Here is a 17,917-nt window from a genome sequence, read left to right as displayed (position 1 = left end):
TCCACAGCTTCCGTGGATAAACCTCCGACGCTTCAATCATCCCCCTGGGGCGGCTCGTGTCCCTCCTCCAGTTGCTGCACCTTGGGCTTGCGCTTGCGTCGCGCCGTGAGCGGTATCAGCTTGCGCATGGACTCCATCTTGCCGAAACAGAGCAGCTTGTCCCCCGGCTCCAGCACCCGGGAGTACTTGGGATTGGGAATCACCTTGTTGCCCCGGTAGAGGGTGAGGACGTTAACATCGTGCTCGGGGATCCCCGAGTCGGTGATGGTCTTGCCGACGAAGGTGGACTCGCCGGGCACGTAGATTTCGGTGACGCCGTAGCCACGGCTGACGGTCAGGCGCTGGCGCAGGTCGATCTCGGGAAAGTCCACCTGGGCGGCGATGTAGTCGATGATGGCGCCGGCCACGTCCAGCTGGGTGCAGGTTTCGATGCCTTCAAGGCCCGGCGAGGAGTTCACCTCCATGATCTGGGGGCCATCCTTGCCTTCGAGCATGTCGACCCCGGCCACCTGCAGCCCCAGGATCTGGGTGGCGCGCACCGCCGTCTCCCGGTATTGCTCATCCAACTCCACGGGCTCCGCCACGCCGCCCCGATGCACGTTGCTGCGAAACTCCTGCCCCTGGGCGACCCGGCGCATGGCCGCGACCACCCGGTCACCGACCACCAGGGCGCGAATGTCACGCCCCTTGCTCTCGGCGACGAACTTCTGCACCAGCACGTTCTGTTTCTGGCTCTGCAGCAGCTCGATAATCCCTTCGGCGGACTTGGTGGACTCGGCCAGCAGTACACCGATGCCCTGGGTTCCCTCGATCAGCTTGATGATCACCGGGGCGCCCCCCACCCGCTTGATCGCCGGCAACACATCTTTCTTATCGCGGGCGAAGTTGGTCTTGGGAATACCGATGTGGTGACGGCTGAGAATCTGCAGGCTGCGCAGCTTGTCCCGGGAGTTGGCAATACCGTGGGCGGTATTGGCGCAGTAAACATCCATCTCCTGGAACTGACGCACCACCGCCGTACCGAAATAGGTGATGGAGGCGCCGATCCGCGGCAGCACCGCGTCATACTCGCTGAGCTGCTTCTGCCGGTAGTAGAGGTTGGGCGAGCCCCGTTCCAGGTCGATGGAAAACTTAAGGGTATTGAGCACTTTGGCCACGTGCCCCCGCTCCTCGGCCGCTTCCAGCAGGCGCAGGGTGCTGTAAGCCTTGGGGGCGCAGGATAAAATCGCGAGTTTCATGATGGTTTATCTCAACTTACCCGATCTATTTGAATTGACGTCTGTGAATTGAAGCCTAGCAGGGAGCGGCCAAAGCGGGTGCCGGTGAAGGCGGATTTTCCAGTCCGCCGCCCTTGTGCCAGAATAGGCGCCTTTTGATGTGACCTTCGGAGTCCAGACCGATGAACCTGAACGATCCCTTTGGCCGCATGGCGGCCCGGCAGGAACGGGATTACGCCTCCTTGAGCAAGAGCCTGAAGCAGGCTGAAATCACCGCCCCCGAGCAGGCCCGTGACATCCAGGCCAACCTGGCCAGACGCTGTCGGCTGGCGCTGGCGGTGGTGCTGCCCATCGCCCTGGCGGCCGCCATTTTGCTGCCAGAGGTGCGTATCCTGGTGATCGCCCTGGGCGCCCTGTTCACCCTCTGGATCGTCAACGCCACCCGCAAGGGGCAGCAGTTTCTGGAACGTTACATCCAGGAAGAGCTGGGCAACGGCAAGTAGCACCACTGTTGTAGTGCTACTACAGATACAAAAACAGGCCCTAGCCCCACACAGCTTTCTGAGTGCGCGAAGAAAAACAAACAACTTATTGTTACAAAAGACAAATAACGCCAAAAACCCCATCGTCTCCCGAGCTGAAAGGCCACGCTGTAATTAATGCCCGGCTTATCTTTTAGTAGAATCTCGCCACGAAAAGCCGCCGGACTACTTCAGTATGGCCCCCAAAGTGCCCTACAATTCGCCGCGGCATTTCTAATCCTTAGGCCTGTCCGAAAGCCGTCAAAAGCGGGTTCCAGCCACAGGCCCTTGGCTACCAGCCGGAAACTACAGGGGACATCATGACTAAAACAGCAAACACCATTTACTACACCCTTACCGACGAGGCACCCTCGCTGGCGACCTGCTCGCTGCTCCCGATCGTCAGAACCTTCACCAGTGCCGCCGGTATCGACGTCAAGATCACCGATATCTCCCTGGCCGGCCGTATCCTGTCAGCATTCCCCGAAAAGCTCAGCGACGAGCAGAAGGTCGAAGACGGCCTGGCCTTCCTGGGTGAACTGACCCAGGACCCCAACGCCAACATCATCAAGCTGCCCAACATCAGCGCCTCCGTACCGCAGCTCAACGCCTGCATCAAGGAGCTCCAGTCCCAGGGTTACGACATCCCCGACTACCCTCAGGTGGCCAAGAGCGACGAGGAGAAGGCGGTTCAGGCCCGTTATGCCAAGATCCTGGGCAGCGCCGTCAACCCGGTGCTGCGCGAAGGCAACTCCGACCGTCGCGCCCCCAAGGCGGTGAAGAACTTCGCCCGCAAGTACCCGCACTCCATGGGCAAGTGGAGCATGGCCTCACGCACCCACGCTGACTACATGCGCGACGGTGACTTCTACTCCGCCGAGCAGTCCTACACCATGCCCCAGGCCGGCGACGTGCGTATCGAGTTCGTCGACAAGGCGGGCAACGTCACCGTGAAGAAGAAGCTGCAACTCGAGACCGGCGAGATCATCGACAGCATGCGCATGAGCTGTAAAGCCCTGCGCAGCTTCCTGGAAGCGACCATGGAAGACGCCAAAGAGTCCGGCGTCATGTGGTCCCTGCACGTCAAGGCCACCATGATGAAGGTCTCCCACCCCATCGTCTTCGGCCACGCCGTCACCGTCTACTACAAGGACGTGTTCGAGAAGTGGGGCGAGCTTTTCAAGGAGCTGGGCGTCAACCCCAACAACGGCCTCTCCAGCGTCTACGAGAAGACCGCCGACCTGCCCCAGTCCAAGCGCGACGAACTGCAGCGCGACATCCTCGCCGTCTACGAGAACCGTCCCGAAATGGCGATGGTCGACTCCTACAAGGGCATCACCAACCTGCACGTCCCCAGCGACGTGATCGTTGACGCCTCCATGCCCGCCATGATCCGCAACGGCGGCAAGATGTGGGGCCCCGACGGCAAGCCCAAGGACTGCAAGGCGGTCATGCCCGAGAGCACCTACTCCAAGATCTACCAGGAGATGATCAACTTCTGTAAGACCAACGGCGCCTTCGACCCCACCACCATGGGCTCGGTACCCAACGTCGGCCTGATGGCCAAGAAGGCCGAAGAGTACGGCTCGCACGACAAGACCTTTGAGCTCGAAGCCGACGGCACCATGCGCGTGGTCGACGCCAAGGGCAACGTGCTGATGAGCCACGAGGTCGAGAAAGGCGACATCTGGCGCGCCTGCCAGACCAAGGACATCGCCGTTCGCGACTGGGTCAAGCTGGCCGTTACCCGCGCCCGCCAGTCCGACACCCCCGCCATCTTCTGGCTGGACCGCAACCGTCCCCACGACATCGAGCTGATCAAGAAGGTCAACTGCTACCTGCAGGAGCACGACCTCAGCGGCCTGGATATCCGCATCCAGACTTACGAGGAGGCGATCCGCCGCTCCATGGAGCGCATGATCCGCGGCCGTGACACCATCTCCGTCACCGGCAACGTACTGCGCGACTACCTGACCGACCTGTTCCCGATCATGGAGCTCGGCACCTCCGCCAAGATGCTCTCCATCGTGCCCATGCTCAAGGGCGGCGGCATGTACGAGACCGGCGCCGGCGGCTCCGCGCCCAAGCACGTGCAGCAGGTTGAAGAAGAGAACCACCTGCGCTGGGACTCCCTGGGTGAGTTCCTGGCCCTGGCCGTATCCCTGGACGAGCTGGGCATGAAGCAGGACAACGCCCGCGCCCGCGTGCTGGCCAAGTGCCTGGATGCGGCTACCGAGCAACTGCTGGAGAACGAGAAGTCCCCCTCACGCAAGACCGGTGAGCTGGACAACCGCGGCAGCCACTTCTACCTCGGCATGTACTGGGCCCAGGCCGTCGCCGCCCAGACCGAGGACAAGGAGCTGGCCGAGCGCTTCGCCCCCGTCGCCAAGCAACTGGCCGACAACGAGGCGAAGATCGTCGAGGAGCTGAACGCCTGCCAGGGCAAGCCCGCCGAGCTGGACGGTTACTACCACGCCAAGCGTGAGACCGTGAAGAAGGTGATGCGCCCAAGCGCCACCCTCAACGGAATCCTGGCCAGCGCCGCCCAGTAAGACAGGCCCGGCCTGCTAACAAGCCCGGGGCACCTCAGGTGCTCCGGGCTTTTTTTGTGCGTGCCGCAGACAGGTCATTGGCGGCGGGCCGCCCCCCGGCAACCGCCGCTTTTCCGCGGCGAGCCCCTCCTCCCCTCTGCTAACCGAACGACCACCGCACGATCTATACTGCGGATGACTATTGAGCAGGCTGCGCCGAGGATCGGGAGGGCGCTCCCCCTCACGACGGCAGGCCGCGCAAGCCACCACCGACAAGGCCCCCGGGTTAAACCCTGGGCGCGCCGGGCACACGCGTTAGCAGCGCCGCCGGCGGCGGCCATGGCAGTTGGCGATTCTCACGGGATCGGCTCACCAACGGAAATGACAACAGCACTGGAGGCTGCCATGTCACCGGAAAACAACCTGCTGACGGACCCTTTCATCGCCGACTGGATCAAGAGTCACCAGGGTTCGGTCAAGGAGGTACAACGGGCCGCCGAGTGGTTATCCAATAAACAGGACGCCCCCACCGCCCTGCGAAAGCTGTTGCCCGCCCTGAGCGAGAAAGCCGTCAATGTCTTTTTCAGTTACAAGCAAAAGGACGAGATCGCGGCCAGAGAGGTCGTGCGCCTGCTCAGGCTTTTTTCCGCCAACAAATTGCGCATCTCCTTCGGGGCCGACAACACTGAGGAGATTCCCGGTCAGGAATGGCGCGACAAGATCAAGGAAGATATATGCCGCGCCAACTGGTTCATACTGCTGCTGCCCGACCCCTCTGACGACTGGGACTGGTGCCTGTATGAAACGGGGCTGTTTGACCGGGAGGTCTGCTCCTGCGACCGGGTGATCTGCCTGCACCACCCCGACACCCCCATTCCGGACCCGATCAGCACCTATCACCACGTTAAAGCGACGGTCCCGGAGGTCGAGAAATTCCTGCGCATGGTTTACGTGGAAGACAACCCGATACCCGGGTTACCCCCCATCAACCCGGAGGCGGAACCCGATATCGGCGAACTCGCCCAGAAGATAGTGAACGCCATCCGCCCGCCGGAGAAGGTCTATCACGACGTCTTCGAACCCTCCGTGGTCATCAGGGTCGCCAACCCCGGGGCCCTTGAGAACCCCGATGACCTGGACAGCGGCGTTATCGAGTACGCCAACCCGTGCGCCCTCGCCCTGTTCGACTTTGTGGAATGCCCCGGGACCTGGGGCGCGTTGCGGGCCGAACTCGCCGAGAAGTCCGACGACGCCCGCTGGCTCTCCGAGCTGTTCCACGTGATCCGAAGGGCCGCCCAGGGGCGCCGCTTCTACCCGGTTCAGGCGGTGTTCAAGGCACTCAACGGCCAGTTCTACCGGCCGGTTCTACACGCCGTGGACAGGGCCAACAACTCCCAGGGCGCGATCCTGAATTTTCACCTCACCTTTTCAGAAGATGTGGTGGCGATCGATAACTCCTCCATCCCCAGGGAGCTGGCCAAGCTCGCCGCCGTCTTGCGCTTCGCCTACCGATTCCGCTGGGAGGTACTGGAGGGATTTGCCGGCAAGATGGCGTCCGAAGAGGACGTCGACCGCCTTGATGTCTCCCTGCGCCGGCTCAACAAGGACTGGGAGTCCAGGGATATCGGTGACCGGGCGGACATCATCAACCTGTTCGATAAAGCACACCGGGACAGCGTGTTCGAGATGTTCATTGCCTGGAATAACGCGAAGAACCCGGAAGGCACCGGTGAGCTCAACCGCGCCATGGACAGGCGCGATGCCAGGGCGTGCTCGGAGATACTGCAGCGGTTCGCCCCCATGAACCAGGAGTTTCTCGGCCTGGTGGTGGAGCGCTTCTGGGAAATGATTGCCAACTCCAAAAATACTGACAACTAAAAAAGATTACCGCTGCGCGCGGGTATGAGAGAACCCTACGCCGCAAGCGGCCAGTTACCGATTCGGGAGGCGACCGGAATGGCGGACAACAACGGGTCGGGAATGGACGCGAAAAACATCCAGGAACTGTACTGCTTCTACGCTGAGCACACCGAGTTACTGATCGAGCGCCGCACCGCCAATAATCGCTATTTTCTCACCGTCAACACGGCCTTTGTTGCCCTGCTTGGGCTGGGGATCGAGCACGCGCCGACGGGCAGCGGCGTCTGGCTGGCCGGCCTGCCGGTTGCCGGAATCCTCGCCTGCCTGGTCTGGGCCCGCATGACACGCTCCTACCAGACGCTGACCAAGGCTCGCTACGAAGTGATCCACGAGATGGAGCAACGACTGCCGTATGCGCCCTACACGCGGGAATGGGCGCGGATCAAAGGTGACCGGAATTACCGCGCTTACCGGTCGATCGCGGGGCTCGAGGCCCTGATCCCCCGGATTTTCGCTGCCCTTTACGGGGTGATGATGGCCGCCTACGTGCTGGCGGGGACCAGCTGATGCCGCCCGCCGGGGTTGCCAGCACTCGGGGCCCCGGTTTCATCCAGGAAGAATCGATATGATAGACGGACGCGCCGCGGGGTCTGCCTCAGACGACCCGCTGCGGCCGCCAGCCGATTCCCGCCCATCCCAGCCGAGGGTTAAGGCCTTCGGGTAAAGGTCGGCTGTTCGTACTCCCGGTAGTCCAGGGCGCTTTCCTGCCACGCGACCGGCCGCTGCGCTTCACGCTCCTTGATGGTTTTGCCGAATATTGAGACGTGAGTCGTTTCCATCAACTGCTGGAGCTCCTCATTGGACGCCAACCCGAGGAACACACCGGCCTGCATAAAGCCCTCCAGTCGGTGCCTCTGAACCGGAGGCACCTTGTAACCATCCCGGGCGGAGCCGAAAACCTGCTCGAGTCTTCTGGTGACTTCCTTTAAAAAAGCATCTTTATTCATTTTTCGATTAACGCCTCAATAACGGGCCGGAAAAACGCGCAGCGTTTTGGAGGTCCGAGCCCGAAGGGCGATCGTTGATTGACTTGTTAAATTGCAACTAACTCAAGTCCCTACCGAATATTTTGGATAGTAACGCAACGATACCACGCTCTTTGTAGCCTGCTTGGCTCGACCATAGATAATTGCGAACACCAAAAAACAAACCCACCAAACCGCATGCGATACCGACCCACTCAAACCAATGGATACGCCGACCGAACGTGGCCTCAAGCATTGGATAAAATCTGCTAGATTCTTGTGCTGCAAGCTTGGACTCAAGCCATGCTGGGGCCATGAAATAGAAAAGAATGAATGCCGCCAAGCCGAAAATAAGAGCGCCCCACCAAGGCAGCCTTGAGCCGATATAGCCCGTATCGAATACGATTGAGCTGGCTGCACTCCTTCTCCTATAACGTCGTCCCATGACGAACTCTCCGTTGCTATTTAACGCCCCAGGTAAGGGGCGCGTAGCAGCAGCGCTGCGAAGCGTCCCGCCCGCAGGGCGAACTTGACCTGTTTGTTATGTTTCACGTGGATGTCTGTATATATGCCAGTTTGCACCACGGAACAGAACCTCTTTTTCGAACTTTGCTCCAATCGCGTGCGCTAGCCGTATAGACGCCGTATTCTCAGCGTTGATGAAGCTGATGAGAGAAATGTCCGGCAAGTGACTAAGCCCAGCATTTTGCACAGCTCGTGCAGCCTCACTGGCGTAACCTTTGCCCCAATGCTCAGGAGCCAGCGCCCATTTTATTTCAGGGCTTGGCCAGTCGTTCGGATACCAGAAACCAGCCGTTCCCAATACCCTACCACTGGATTTTTCTTCTAAGGCGTAAGGACCGTAGCCACGGACTTGCCAATGGCCGACCATGCCACACATGGTTCGCCACGTTTCGCCTTCGGTGAACTCGCGACCCACTGTGAATTTCGTGGCTTCAGCGGAGGAGTAGTAGTGGTGAAGGTCTTTCCAATCCTCATCCCGAAACTGCCGGAGGATCAGTCTTTCAGTTTCAAGATGGTCAGGAACTAAGAATTCCATTTCGATGGCTTACTCCATTACTTGCCTTGAAACATAACGCCGCACTAACGGGACGGAGCCGCGTAGTGGCGGAGTTCCGAGCCCAACGCAGTTGGGCTTAAAGTTGAGTGCCTTGTTAGGGGGCTGAGGCTATAGTACTGAACTTCAACCCCTTCACGTGATTCATTTTTTTTGAATTGAAGGCTCTCTTCCGGTGCCATGATGTGGACTTCATTGTTGCTGTACCACTCCACAGCGATTGGTGGGGGAAAGAATACCAAACCTTCGCTTTGGTAGGTCTTTGCCTCCCAGCTTAAAAGTACCGCAAACTCATCTGGTGTATCACGGTGCCCAAGCAATACAGTTGATTTTGAACCAGTATTTGAACAGTTGAGGTGTTCGACAGTTAGGCTGCGAACTCTGTCTGGAGATGGGTACACATTTTGGAGAGTACCATTGCAGATATTTGCACCAGAGACGCTTACTGTACCGGTGACTAATTTCAGAGTTACCAGAATTCCAAGTGCTGCAAATACCCCAAGGGCTATTTTTGGTGCGTTGGTCATTGAAGCCCCCTAACGACATAGATCACGAGTCCCACTTGCGTTTTCTGCAATTGGGATCTCGTGTATCGATTTGTTGTTGTGCGCCGACCATGCCATAACGGCCAGCAAAGGAAAGTAGTCAGATTTGGTGTCACGGACTCGACGGTTCACACAGTCTCCCTAGCCATCGCGGACTTCAACAAAAAATAAAGCCCATATCAGGCTGTATTCCTTAACCGTGACCGATGACGCCGTCGGTTGAACCCGTTCAAACGCGTCGTTTGCGGACACGGTAGCATGAATGAAAACATCCAGATATTGGACATTTTCTGAATCACACTGGTGGTAAAAAGTTTTCAGTTAACGCCAAGTCCTCTTATATATCAGACCAACTCTTAAGCAACCTATCTCTTTGTTTATAAAGCGATAGACGTCATCTGCAACAGCTTAATACTGAGCCGGCTCGTTTTGTCGTATTCACAAGATGAATAGATCCAACTTAACCAACTGAACCTAAAGACATTTAGTAAAACGTCCGTCATTCCTTCCCGGCAAAAACGAGCCGGCTCGTTTGTCCCGGGGTCTTGGCGCGTTATCTCGGCGCCAATCAGCTCTAATACACTGATAATGCTGGATTATCGTTTTCGTTTCCACTGTAAAACGAGCCTGCCTTACAGACAATTCGAGCCAGTTCACTGGAAACCTCTCAACATACTGTATATACATACATATAATGACACGATCTCCAAAGGGCCCAAACCATGACCAAGAGCGCCTTGCTGGAAGAGGTTCGCCGCGCTATCCGGCTGCGCGGCTACAGCCTGAGGACGGAGAAAAGCTACCTGGTCTGGATCAGGCGCTATATCAATTTTCATCACCAGCAACACCCCGCCACCATGGGAGCAAACGAGGTCACCCGGTTTCTGTCCTGGTTGGCCAACGAACGACAGGTGGCGGTCAATACCCAGAAGACGGCGCTGAACGCGCTGGCCTTCCTCTACCACCAGGTTTTGTCTGCTCCGCTCGGCAAGCTGGATTTTCAGCACGCCAAGCAGCACCGGCGCCTGCCGGTGGTACTGACCCGCGCCGAAATCGGCAAGCTGCTGAGAGAAATGAAGGCGCCCTACCGGCTGATTTTTTCGCGGCTCTACGGCAGTGGATTGCGAATTACCGAGTGCCTGCGCCTACGGGTGCAGGACGTGGATTTCGATCACGGCGCCCTGACGGTCAGGAACGGCAAAGGCGGCAAGGACCGCACCACCCTGCTGAGCCGAAGCCTCCATGACAGTTTGCGGCATACCATCGAGGCGGCGCTGGACGTTCAGCGGCAGGATAACAGCCGGGGGCTGGGGCCCGCGCTGCCCGACGCACTGGGGCGAAAATACCCGAACGCGTTCCGTCAGCCGGCCTGGATGTTCCTCTTCCCGGCCTCCGGCCTGCGCGAGCACCCGAATACCGGGGCGCTTTGCCGCTACCACCTTCACGACTCGGCCCCTCGCAAGGCATTAAAGCAGGCAGTCAAACGCGCCGGTGTGCTGACCAAGCGGGTCAGCTGCCACACCTTCCGGCATTCGTTCGCCACCCACCTGCTGGAATCCGGGCGGGATATCCGGACTGTCCAGGAGTTGCTCGGCCACAGTGACGTGGCGACCACCCAGATCTATACCCATGTGCTGGGGCAGCACTTCGCCGGTACGGTGAGTCCGCTGGATAGCATCGGGCACTGAAGTACGGGGATCACTTGCAGGAGCCCCACCTCGGAGCGTTTCCAGAGTAAAGCCGGCACTTTTACCTCTCGGGTAAGATCTTTTGTTAAGGCGTTTTAAGCGCATTAGCGGTGTGTTTTGATGGTTCCGGTTGCGCCCACCCGGGCGCCTTCATTTCTTTGCCGCGAGGCAAAGAAACGATTGCCAAGGGAATGGCGAAACATTCCCTTGGCCCGCCCGGCCGGGGCGGAACAATGCTTCGAGCAATGCCGATGATGAGCTTTAAAGAGCACGACCCAACGCCGGCAATGCACTGTGGATTTAACCGATTGCTGCCGTGGCGCCACCTTGCGAATCACCATAAAAAAAGCCACGCGGAAACCGCGTGGCTTTTTAACTCGAAGCTTAAGCTCCGATCAGGTGCGGATTAGCCTTCCAGCGCCGCCTGCAGGCCGCGGAACTCCTTCTCCCAGCGCTTGGCCTCCTTCTTGGAAGGGCCGCCCAACAGGTTGAGGGCGTGGCGAACGCGGGCGCGGCTCAGGTCCGGTCCCAGGATCGCCATGGACTCGATCACCGAGACGGTGGAACTGGTGCCGGCGATGGCGATAAAGAGCGGAAACAGGAAGTCGCGGATCTTGAAGTCCATCGCCTTGGAGAGCCCGCTGAGCCCCGGGAAGATATGCTCCTTGTCCCAGTGGCGGGTCGCCTCCAGCTGCCACAGGGCGTACTGCAGAATGCGGCGCACGTCGTCGCGCTCCAGGCTCTTGTGCTCAAAGGCCGCCTCGTCGATCTGGGGCATGCCGGAGAGGAAGAAGCCGGCCAGGGGCATCACGTCGGAGAAGGTCTCCACCCGCGGCTGGATCAGGGGCACGATGGGCATCAGGTAATCGCGGTTCAGCGCCCACTCCTTGACCCGGTCGGCGAAGGCCTCGGGGCTGAGTTCCTCGCGAATCCAGAGGCCGTTGAGCCAGCTGAGCTTTTCCTGGTCGAAGATCGGCCCGCCCAGGGAGACCCGCTGAATGTCGAAATTGGCGAACATCTCCTCGCGGGAGAACTTCTCCCGTTCGTCGGGCATGGACCAGCCCATCCGCCCCAGGTAGTTGAGCAGGGCCTCGGCCATGTAGCCCATGCGCTGGTAGTAGATGATGCTGGTGGGGTTCTTGCGTTTGCTCAGCTTGCTCTTGTCGGGGTTGCGCAGCAGCGGCATGTGGCAGAGGGTGGGTGCCTCCCAGCCGAAGTACTTGTAGAGCAGCAGGTGCTTGGGCGCCGAGTTGATCCACTCTTCCCCGCGAATCACGTGGGTGATGCCCATCAGGTGATCGTCCACCACGTTGGCCAGGTGGTAGGTGGGCATGCCGTCGCCCTTGACCAGCACCTGCATATCCACCTGCGACCAGTCGATCTCGATGGGGTCGCGCAGCATGTCTTCGACGCGACAGGTGCCCTCGGTGGGTATTTTCATACGCACCACGTGCTCCTCGCCGGCGGCCAGGCGGCCTTCCACCTCGGCCTTGGGCAGGTGCAGGCAATGACCGTCGTAACCGGGGGTCTGCTTGTTGGCCATCTGCTCCTTGCGCAACTCATCCAGGCGCTCGCTGCTGCAGAAGCAGTGAAAGGCGTGGCCGTCGTCGATCAGCCGCTGGGCGTGTTCGGCGTAGATATCGCCGCGCTCGCTCTGGCGGTAGGGACCGTGCTCGCCGCCCACGTCAGGGCCTTCGTCCCACTCCAGCCCCAGCCAGCGCAGCGAATCCAGGATCATCTGCTCCGACTCTGGGGTGCTGCGCGCCCGGTCCGTATCCTCGATGCGAAGGATGAACTGGCCGCCGTGCTGGCGGGCAAACGCGAGGTTGAACAGGGCAATGTAGGCGGTGCCGACGTGGGGGTCACCGGTGGGGGAAGGCGCGATACGCGTGCGAACAGTCATCGTAATCCCAATCGTGCTGTCTGAATGTGAGGGCGCATTATAGCGACTGCCCCTGCCCGCAGAAAGCCATGGTTCGCCCTTGCAAAGGTTACTCTATAACATTACCGTTGCCTGCCCCGTTTTCCCGAGGAATCCCCCATGCTTCGAGCCCTAAGCGTTGCGCTGCTGTCGTTGTTGTCACTGCATTCTCTCTCCGCCCAGAGCGCGCCCCAGGTCGTCACCACCATCAAGCCGCTGCAGCTGATTGCCGAGGCGGTCACCGCCGGCGTTACCCAGCCCCGGCAACTGCTCGCCGCCGGCACGTCTCCCCACGACTACCAGCTGCGGCCCTCAGACCTTAAACAGCTGAACGAAGCCGACCTGCTGTTGTGGATCGGGCCAGCCATGGCGCCCTTTCTGCACAAGCCGGTTCAGCAACTGCCGCAAACCCGGGTGGTCCAGTTGCTGCAGACAACCAAGCAAGAACATGGCCGAGGGCATGACCACGATCATGGCCACGACCACGCGGCCGGCGACCCCCACATCTGGCTCGACCCCGTGCAGGGCATCGCGATTGCCACACGCCTGAGCGAGGCGCTGGTCGAGCTGGATCCGTCCAACCGGCCCCGCTACGAAGCGAACCTGGGGGCGTTCGTCGACCGGGTGAAAACCCTGGACCGAGCGTTAGCGCAGCGCCTGGCGCCGCTCAAGGCCGGCTACTTCGTGTTCCACGACGCCTACGGTCACTTCGAGCGCCATTACGGGCTCAACCACCTGGGGGCCTTTACCCTATCGCCGCAACGCCCGCCCGGTGCCCGCCAGCTGCAGCATATCCGCCGGCAGCTGGAAACCTCCCAGGCAAGGTGCATCTTCAGCGAGCCCCAGTTCCGCAGCGATCTGGTGGAGCGGGTGGCCGAAGGGCTGCCGGTGAAACGCGGCAGCCTCGATCCGCTGGCCACCGATGCCGACAGCTACACGGCGTTTCTTGAGCAACTTGCCGGCGAGTTTGCCCGCTGCCTGCAACAAGCAGACTAAGCAGCGCAATCGGGCGGGAACTTTCTGAAAACGCCTGCGTCTATTGGAGACACCGATAACATCGGTCTTTTCTTCTCCTTCCTACTCTTGGCCCCGTGAACGCGGGGCTTTTTTTGGACGCCGTTTTTTTTGGGGTCAGTTTTTTGGCCGTTCGCTCCCCCTGCCAACCGTTTTGCGCTGCGCAACGCCACGCGCCGACAACCTGGGGCCGAAAACGCGCGGGCATGGACGCCTGAACACAAAAAAAGCCCCCTGGGGGACAGGGGGCAAGGTCACAGGGCACTGGGCCACTAGGAGGATGAAGCACAACGTACAGGGTAAAAGTAGTCCGCTTTGTTGTGCGCCGCAACAAAAGCGCAAAAAAAAATCCCTACGCGCAGCACGACAACGCTTTCCTGTTCTCCCCCGGGCCTCTAAAATGCCTTCATGCGTGCTGCTCTCCGCCACCGGTTTTTCGTCAAGAGCCTGCTGCTGATCGCCCTGGTCGGCATGCTCGCGGGCTGCTCGGGGCGTGCCTTCAACGTCAAGAACCTGGCCAAGAGCGACGTCGACATGGTCGCCGACGCCCATATTCGCGAGCTTCGCAATCTCAGCCACGAGCTGCTGGTCAAGCTCTACAAGCGCAATCCTGTACAGTTGTCGCGGGGCAAAGGACGTTCGGTCACCCGCCGCATCAACCAGCTTTTCAGCCAGCCCAACAACTACCGTTTTATCGAACTGGGTAACCGCCGGGGCAACGACGCGGTGCGCCTGGCGTTTGACGAGGACTTCAAGGGGGACCGGGTGTTTGCGCTGATGGTCGGGATCAACAGCATGCTCAACGCCGCCTACGACGGCAAGACCGAGCTGTTCCTGCTGGACGACCTGGACCAGCAGAAACTCTACGACAGCGCCCGCAATCTGGAGATCATCACCTGGCGCCTCAACAACCGCCATAATTCGGCGGGTGAGCCCTTCCTGCTCAGTAACGGTTACACCGGCCGCGTGCCCAACCTCAGCTTTGAGCGGATATTCGGCAAGATGATCGTGCTCCAGGACATGATGGCGAAGATCGTTGCCGACCGGAACAACCGCGCCATCAACAGCGTAGTCCACAGCATCGCCTCCTCGACGCTGCTTCCCGTGGGGATCTGAACCTAGTCTGAACCTAGAATGTGCGCTGGTTACAAACCAGCGGACTGTTGATCTGAATCTGGTGGATCTTGTGGTTGTTGTTGAGGTGCAGGGTCACGTCGGCACGCCCCGGCATCTGCGCCAGCATCAGCCGGGTCAGCCGCTCGTAGTGCATGATAAAGCGCCGGATCTGCGCCTCGTCCATGATCCGCAGGGGCTCGCTGGGCTGCTGGGTGCGATCCAGGTATTGAACCCGCTCGGCCAGCTTTTTCTCCTGCAGCGTGCGCCACTCGTAAACCGCCTCCATGCTCGGCACTTTCAGCATCAGCAGCACGTCGAGCATTTCAAACAGCTCGCTGTAGGGACCTTTCAGCTGCTCGTTGACATAGCGACGCCAGGTACCGTCGGGGTCCTCTTCGGCCTCCAGGGCGTTGATCGGGTTTGCCAGCGCCTCGTCGTCCTCGGGCAAGGCCCCCAGGCACCAGCCATCCAGCACCACCACGTCCGCCGGCCCCAGCCACTCCTGCCAGACCGCCTCGGGACAGCGCTCGTCAATCGACTTGTCAAACACCGGAATCTTGGTGATCTGTCCGGGTCCGGCCTCCTTCAGCGCCTGCAACAGGCCAACCCCCAGGTCCACGTCGTGGGTGCCGGGCACACCACGGGTGGCAAACAGCGGGTGCACGCGCTCGGCCAGCGCCTGCCGGTCGGCGCGGGTCTTGTAGAGATCGTCAAGGGAGAACCCCACCACCCGCTGCCCAAAGCCCTGGCTCAGGGTAACCTCGAGCAGGGTAAACAGGGTCGATTTCCCGGCACCCTGGGCGCCGTTGATGCCGATGATCAGGGGACCTTGCTGGGCGCTTTTCCGCTCCATCAACCAAGCGCCCAGGGGCACGTAGATGGCATCAAGCATCTCCACCAAGCCGATATCCACTTTCAGTGACTTCAGGGTGGAGGAAAACGCCGCTTCAACGGCATCCACCGCCTGTTGGCGCCGTTCATCGCTCAGGCAAAGCTGATCCCGGGGCCAGCTGGTCAATATACTCATTCCGTTACTCCGTCTTGAAGCCGCCTGCGGCAACGCTCAGGCGGCCCGCTGGGTTCGTAGCCACTCCACCAGCACCTTGATCTGCGCAGGCTCCATCAGGGAAGGCGGGTGGCCGATTCCGGGCCAGGCGCTCAGGGTCAGGGAATCGGGCCGGGTCGCCTGCATGCGGGCGACGGTTTCGGCGCTCAACACATCTGACTCCTCGCCCCAGAACAGCAGCTGGGGGCAGGACACCTGCTCCCACAGGTCCCAGAGCTCCACCGCCTCGTCGGCGGCCTGGCGCAGGTGTTCACCAATGGCCGGATCATACGCCAACGCCAGTTTACCGTCTTCGGTCTCGCGGCTGGCGTGCCGGGCCAGCTGCTGCCAAAGGCGCGGCTCAATCCCGTCAAAGGCCGGATAAACCGATCGAAGGTAGGCTTCCACCTCGGCGTGGTCTTGAAACAGGGGCGCCCGCCCCACGTATTCGCCGATTCGCTTCAGCGCCGCGCGGCTGATGCTGGGACCAACATCGTTGAGCACCAGGTGCTCAATGGGGGATCCCGGTAGCGCGGCCATCGCCATGCCGATCATGCCGCCCATGGAGGTGCCGAGCCAGTCGACCTTTTCCACGTTAAGCCGCGCCAACAGCGCCGTCATGTCGCTGACGTACTGCTGAACCTGGTAGGTCGCTCCCGGCGGCAGCCAGTCGCTGTCACCGCGACCGACCACGTCCGGACAGACCACGCGATAATCCCGGCTCAACGCCCGGGCCACCTCGTCGAAGTCGCGACTGTTGCGCACCAGGCCATGAACACAGACCAATACCCGCTCGTTCTCCCGTGCACCCCACTCCCGGTATACCACCCGGTGAAACCCCTGGGGGTTGAGCGCCAAAAAGCTTTCGGTTCGCATAGCTCTCCTCACCTGTCAGTTCCCGCGCAATCCCGGCCTGCCCGGGGGCGCGGACGTTTTACCGCCTGTTAACCTAAAGTTCGGTAAAGCTTAGGTCCCTGTCCGGACACGGGGGAATTATTGCGTTATTCTGAAGTCCTTTCAAAGGTGTCGCCAAGGCGACTCTTTGGTTTTTATTCAAACAGATAGCCCTTACACCTACAGCCGGATATCGAAACACCCCATGCCAAGCCGCCTGACCTATCGTCGCGCCCTGCCCTACCTCGCTGCGCTCCTGATCCTGCTGCTGGCCGTGCTGGCGTTCGCCGCCATGGTCAAGAGCAAACCCACCCCGCCGGCCCGGCCTGCGGAGGAGCGCGAATGGGCGGTCAACACCCTCGAGGCCAAACTGGAGACTGTCGCTCCCCAGATCACCCTCTATGGCAGCATCGAATCACCCCGCACCGCCGAGCTCTCGGCCGCGGTCACCGCCTTTGTCGAAAGCCTCTCTGTGCGCGAGGGCAACCCGGTGCAGGAGGGCGAGCGGCTGCTGCAGCTCGATCCCCGCGACGCCAAACTGGTGGTAGCCCGGCGCGAGGCCGAACTGGCGGATATTCAGGCCCGCATCGACAGCGAGAATAACCGCCACCGCGCCGACCGGCGCGCCCTGGCCATCGAAGAAGAGTTGCTGGCCCTGAGCCGCCGCGCCGTGGCCCGCTTCAAGGAGCTGCAGGGACGCCAGGTGAGCTCCCAGACCCAGCTGGACGAGGCCGAGCGCAACTACCAGCAGCAGGCGCTGGCCCTGAGCAACCGCCAACGAGAGATCGACGAACACCCGAGCCGTCTCAAGCAGCTCCAGGCGCTGCAGGTGCAGGCCCGCAGCCAGCTGGAAGCGGCCCGGCTCGACCTGGAACGGACCGAGGTTCGCGCCCCTTTCCAGGGTCGGGTCGCACAGGTCAACGTGGCCCCCGGAGACCGGGTGCGCAGCGGCGACCCCCTGGTGCGCCTGTATGACACCGGTGCGCTGGAAGTGCGGGCCCAGATTCCCTCGCGACGCCTCGGCACCATCCGCGCCGCCCTGGAGCGCGGCGATACCCTGCAGGCCGTCGCCACCCTCGATGGCCAGCCGCTGACCATGAGTCTGCAACGTCTCTCCGGCCAGGTGGGCGGCGGCAAGGCGGGGGTGGATGCCCTGTTCCGGGTCGACTCGGCCCCGGGTTCGCTGGAACTCGGACGCCCCCTGGAGCTGGAGCTGACCCTGCCGCCGCTTGAGAACGTACTCGCCATTCCCGCGCAGGCGCTCTACGGTACCGACCGGGTCTACCGCATTCGCGAGGGGCGGCTGGAGCCGGTTAGCGTCGAGCGGGTCGGGGAAACCCGGCGCGACGGCAACCCCCGCATCCTGGTGCGCGGCGAGCAGATTCGGTCCGGCGACGCCATCGTCACCACCCAGCTGCCCAACGCCATCAGTGGCCTGAAAGTACGCCGGGCGGAGGCCTGA

The 17,917-nt window shown here is 60.9% G+C and carries 16 protein-coding genes and 1 pseudogene; 8 read left to right on the top strand and 9 right to left on the bottom strand.

All coding sequences use genetic code 11. The features are described 5' to 3' along the window. Window positions 1-32: 32 nt before the first annotated feature. A complete protein-coding gene (locus tag JGZ97_RS18070; RefSeq protein WP_370583989.1) occupies window positions 33-371 on the bottom strand; it encodes a cation:proton antiporter regulatory subunit in 339 nt (112 codons plus the stop codon). Then, a pseudogene (locus tag JGZ97_RS02015) lies at window positions 360-1,238 on the bottom strand (RimK family alpha-L-glutamate ligase); the annotation flags it as partial. The gene JGZ97_RS18070 and the pseudogene JGZ97_RS02015, both read right to left, overlap by 12 nt. A gap of 161 nt (window positions 1,239-1,399) precedes the next feature. On the opposite strand from JGZ97_RS02015, the gene JGZ97_RS02010 reads away from it, so the two are divergent. The 4 genes from JGZ97_RS02010 (at window position 1,400) to JGZ97_RS01995 (ending at window position 6,696) form a co-directional block, all read left to right on the top strand. Continuing rightward, window positions 1,400-1,720: a hypothetical protein gene (locus JGZ97_RS02010; RefSeq protein ID WP_207060935.1), complete on the top strand. Its 321-nt coding sequence runs from the start codon at window positions 1,400-1,402 to the stop codon at window positions 1,718-1,720. A 338-nt stretch (window positions 1,721-2,058) separates the two neighbouring features. Next, on the top strand, window positions 2,059-4,290 hold the full coding sequence (locus JGZ97_RS02005; protein WP_207060934.1) for an NADP-dependent isocitrate dehydrogenase: 2,232 nt from the start codon (window positions 2,059-2,061) through the stop codon (window positions 4,288-4,290). 384 nt (window positions 4,291-4,674) lie between these two features. Beyond that, complete coding sequence (locus JGZ97_RS02000) at window positions 4,675-6,147, top strand: toll/interleukin-1 receptor domain-containing protein (protein ID WP_207060933.1); 1,473 nt, start codon at window positions 4,675-4,677, stop codon at window positions 6,145-6,147. 78 nt (window positions 6,148-6,225) lie between these two features. Beyond that, complete coding sequence (locus JGZ97_RS01995; protein ID WP_207060932.1) at window positions 6,226-6,696, top strand: hypothetical protein; 471 nt, start codon at window positions 6,226-6,228, stop codon at window positions 6,694-6,696. A gap of 140 nt (window positions 6,697-6,836) precedes the next feature. Here JGZ97_RS01995 and JGZ97_RS01990 read toward each other — a convergent pair whose 3' ends face one another. The 4 genes from JGZ97_RS01990 to JGZ97_RS01975 all read right to left on the bottom strand — a co-directional run bounded on the left by JGZ97_RS01990 (window position 6,837) and on the right by JGZ97_RS01975 (window position 8,759). Beyond that, window positions 6,837-7,136 carry a hypothetical protein gene (locus JGZ97_RS01990; protein ID WP_207060931.1) on the bottom strand — a complete coding sequence of 100 codons (300 nt, stop codon included), beginning with the start codon at window positions 7,134-7,136 and terminating at the stop codon, window positions 6,837-6,839. Between the two features lie 97 nt (window positions 7,137-7,233). After that, window positions 7,234-7,599: a hypothetical protein gene (locus JGZ97_RS01985; protein ID WP_207060930.1), complete on the bottom strand. Its 366-nt coding sequence runs from the start codon at window positions 7,597-7,599 to the stop codon at window positions 7,234-7,236. Window positions 7,600-7,695: 96 nt separating this feature from the next. Next, window positions 7,696-8,214: a GNAT family N-acetyltransferase gene (locus JGZ97_RS01980; RefSeq protein WP_207060929.1), complete on the bottom strand. Its 519-nt coding sequence runs from the start codon at window positions 8,212-8,214 to the stop codon at window positions 7,696-7,698. Window positions 8,215-8,258: 44 nt separating this feature from the next. Beyond that, a complete protein-coding gene (locus tag JGZ97_RS01975; protein ID WP_207060928.1) occupies window positions 8,259-8,759 on the bottom strand; it encodes a hypothetical protein in 501 nt (166 codons plus the stop codon). Between the two features lie 740 nt (window positions 8,760-9,499). Between JGZ97_RS01975 and JGZ97_RS01970 the strand changes: the two genes are divergently transcribed. Beyond that, the gene (locus JGZ97_RS01970) at window positions 9,500-10,465 is read left to right on the top strand and encodes an integron integrase (RefSeq protein WP_207060927.1); all 966 of its coding nucleotides are present in this window, start codon (window positions 9,500-9,502) and stop codon (window positions 10,463-10,465) included. A gap of 406 nt (window positions 10,466-10,871) precedes the next feature. Here JGZ97_RS01970 and gltX read toward each other — a convergent pair whose 3' ends face one another. Then, window positions 10,872-12,368 carry a glutamate--tRNA ligase gene (gene gltX, locus JGZ97_RS01965; RefSeq protein WP_207060926.1) on the bottom strand — a complete coding sequence of 499 codons (1,497 nt, stop codon included), beginning with the start codon at window positions 12,366-12,368 and terminating at the stop codon, window positions 10,872-10,874. Window positions 12,369-12,506: 138 nt separating this feature from the next. Here gltX and znuA point away from each other — a divergent pair, with 138 nt between their 5' ends. Next, window positions 12,507-13,382 carry a zinc ABC transporter substrate-binding protein ZnuA gene (znuA, locus tag JGZ97_RS01960; protein WP_207060925.1) on the top strand — a complete coding sequence of 292 codons (876 nt, stop codon included), beginning with the start codon at window positions 12,507-12,509 and terminating at the stop codon, window positions 13,380-13,382. Between the two features lie 426 nt (window positions 13,383-13,808). Further along, window positions 13,809-14,516, top strand: coding sequence for a hypothetical protein (locus tag JGZ97_RS01955; RefSeq protein ID WP_242521479.1), 708 nt, complete (start codon window positions 13,809-13,811; stop codon window positions 14,514-14,516). Between the two features lie 13 nt (window positions 14,517-14,529). Here JGZ97_RS01955 and JGZ97_RS01950 read toward each other — a convergent pair whose 3' ends face one another. Together JGZ97_RS01950 and JGZ97_RS01945 are read right to left on the bottom strand one after the other, a co-directional pair. Continuing rightward, window positions 14,530-15,543 (bottom strand): hypothetical protein, encoded by a 1,014-nt coding sequence (locus tag JGZ97_RS01950; RefSeq protein WP_207060924.1) that lies wholly within the window; start codon window positions 15,541-15,543, stop codon window positions 14,530-14,532. 36 nt (window positions 15,544-15,579) lie between these two features. Continuing rightward, the gene (locus tag JGZ97_RS01945) at window positions 15,580-16,437 is read right to left on the bottom strand and encodes an alpha/beta fold hydrolase (RefSeq protein WP_207060923.1); all 858 of its coding nucleotides are present in this window, start codon (window positions 16,435-16,437) and stop codon (window positions 15,580-15,582) included. 223 nt (window positions 16,438-16,660) lie between these two features. On the opposite strand from JGZ97_RS01945, the gene JGZ97_RS01940 reads away from it, so the two are divergent. Further along, window positions 16,661-17,917 carry an efflux RND transporter periplasmic adaptor subunit gene (locus JGZ97_RS01940; RefSeq protein WP_207060922.1) on the top strand — a complete coding sequence of 419 codons (1,257 nt, stop codon included), beginning with the start codon at window positions 16,661-16,663 and terminating at the stop codon, window positions 17,915-17,917.

Origin of the sequence: Motiliproteus sp. SC1-56, from assembly GCF_017309075.1 — a bacterium.
Lineage (GTDB): Bacteria > Pseudomonadota > Gammaproteobacteria > Pseudomonadales > Balneatricaceae > Motiliproteus.
The sequence above is the reverse complement of the archived record's forward strand: the minus strand, read 5'-3'. Positions and strand labels throughout refer to the sequence as shown.

Bases quoted from the DNA above. Each gene is read 5' to 3' on its own strand.
- JGZ97_RS02010 (WP_207060935.1), top strand. From the start codon at position 1,400: ATGAACCTGAACGATCCCTTTGGCCGCATGGCGGCCCGGCAGGAACGG.
- JGZ97_RS02005 (WP_207060934.1), top strand. From the start codon at position 2,059: ATGACTAAAACAGCAAACACCATTTACTACACCCTTACCGACGAGGCA.
- JGZ97_RS02000 (WP_207060933.1), top strand. From the start codon at position 4,675: ATGTCACCGGAAAACAACCTGCTGACGGACCCTTTCATCGCCGACTGG.
- JGZ97_RS01995 (WP_207060932.1), top strand. From the start codon at position 6,226: ATGGCGGACAACAACGGGTCGGGAATGGACGCGAAAAACATCCAGGAA.
- JGZ97_RS01990 (WP_207060931.1), bottom strand. From the start codon at position 7,136: ATGAATAAAGATGCTTTTTTAAAGGAAGTCACCAGAAGACTCGAGCAG.
- JGZ97_RS01985 (WP_207060930.1), bottom strand. From the start codon at position 7,599: ATGGGACGACGTTATAGGAGAAGGAGTGCAGCCAGCTCAATCGTATTC.
- JGZ97_RS01980 (WP_207060929.1), bottom strand. From the start codon at position 8,214: ATGGAATTCTTAGTTCCTGACCATCTTGAAACTGAAAGACTGATCCTC.
- JGZ97_RS01975 (WP_207060928.1), bottom strand. From the start codon at position 8,759: ATGACCAACGCACCAAAAATAGCCCTTGGGGTATTTGCAGCACTTGGA.
- JGZ97_RS01970 (WP_207060927.1), top strand. From the start codon at position 9,500: ATGACCAAGAGCGCCTTGCTGGAAGAGGTTCGCCGCGCTATCCGGCTG.
- gltX (WP_207060926.1), bottom strand. From the start codon at position 12,368: ATGACTGTTCGCACGCGTATCGCGCCTTCCCCCACCGGTGACCCCCAC.
- znuA (WP_207060925.1), top strand. From the start codon at position 12,507: ATGCTTCGAGCCCTAAGCGTTGCGCTGCTGTCGTTGTTGTCACTGCAT.
- JGZ97_RS01955 (WP_242521479.1), top strand. From the start codon at position 13,809: ATGCGTGCTGCTCTCCGCCACCGGTTTTTCGTCAAGAGCCTGCTGCTG.
- JGZ97_RS01950 (WP_207060924.1), bottom strand. From the start codon at position 15,543: ATGAGTATATTGACCAGCTGGCCCCGGGATCAGCTTTGCCTGAGCGAT.
- JGZ97_RS01945 (WP_207060923.1), bottom strand. From the start codon at position 16,437: ATGCGAACCGAAAGCTTTTTGGCGCTCAACCCCCAGGGGTTTCACCGG.
- JGZ97_RS01940 (WP_207060922.1), top strand. From the start codon at position 16,661: ATGCCAAGCCGCCTGACCTATCGTCGCGCCCTGCCCTACCTCGCTGCG.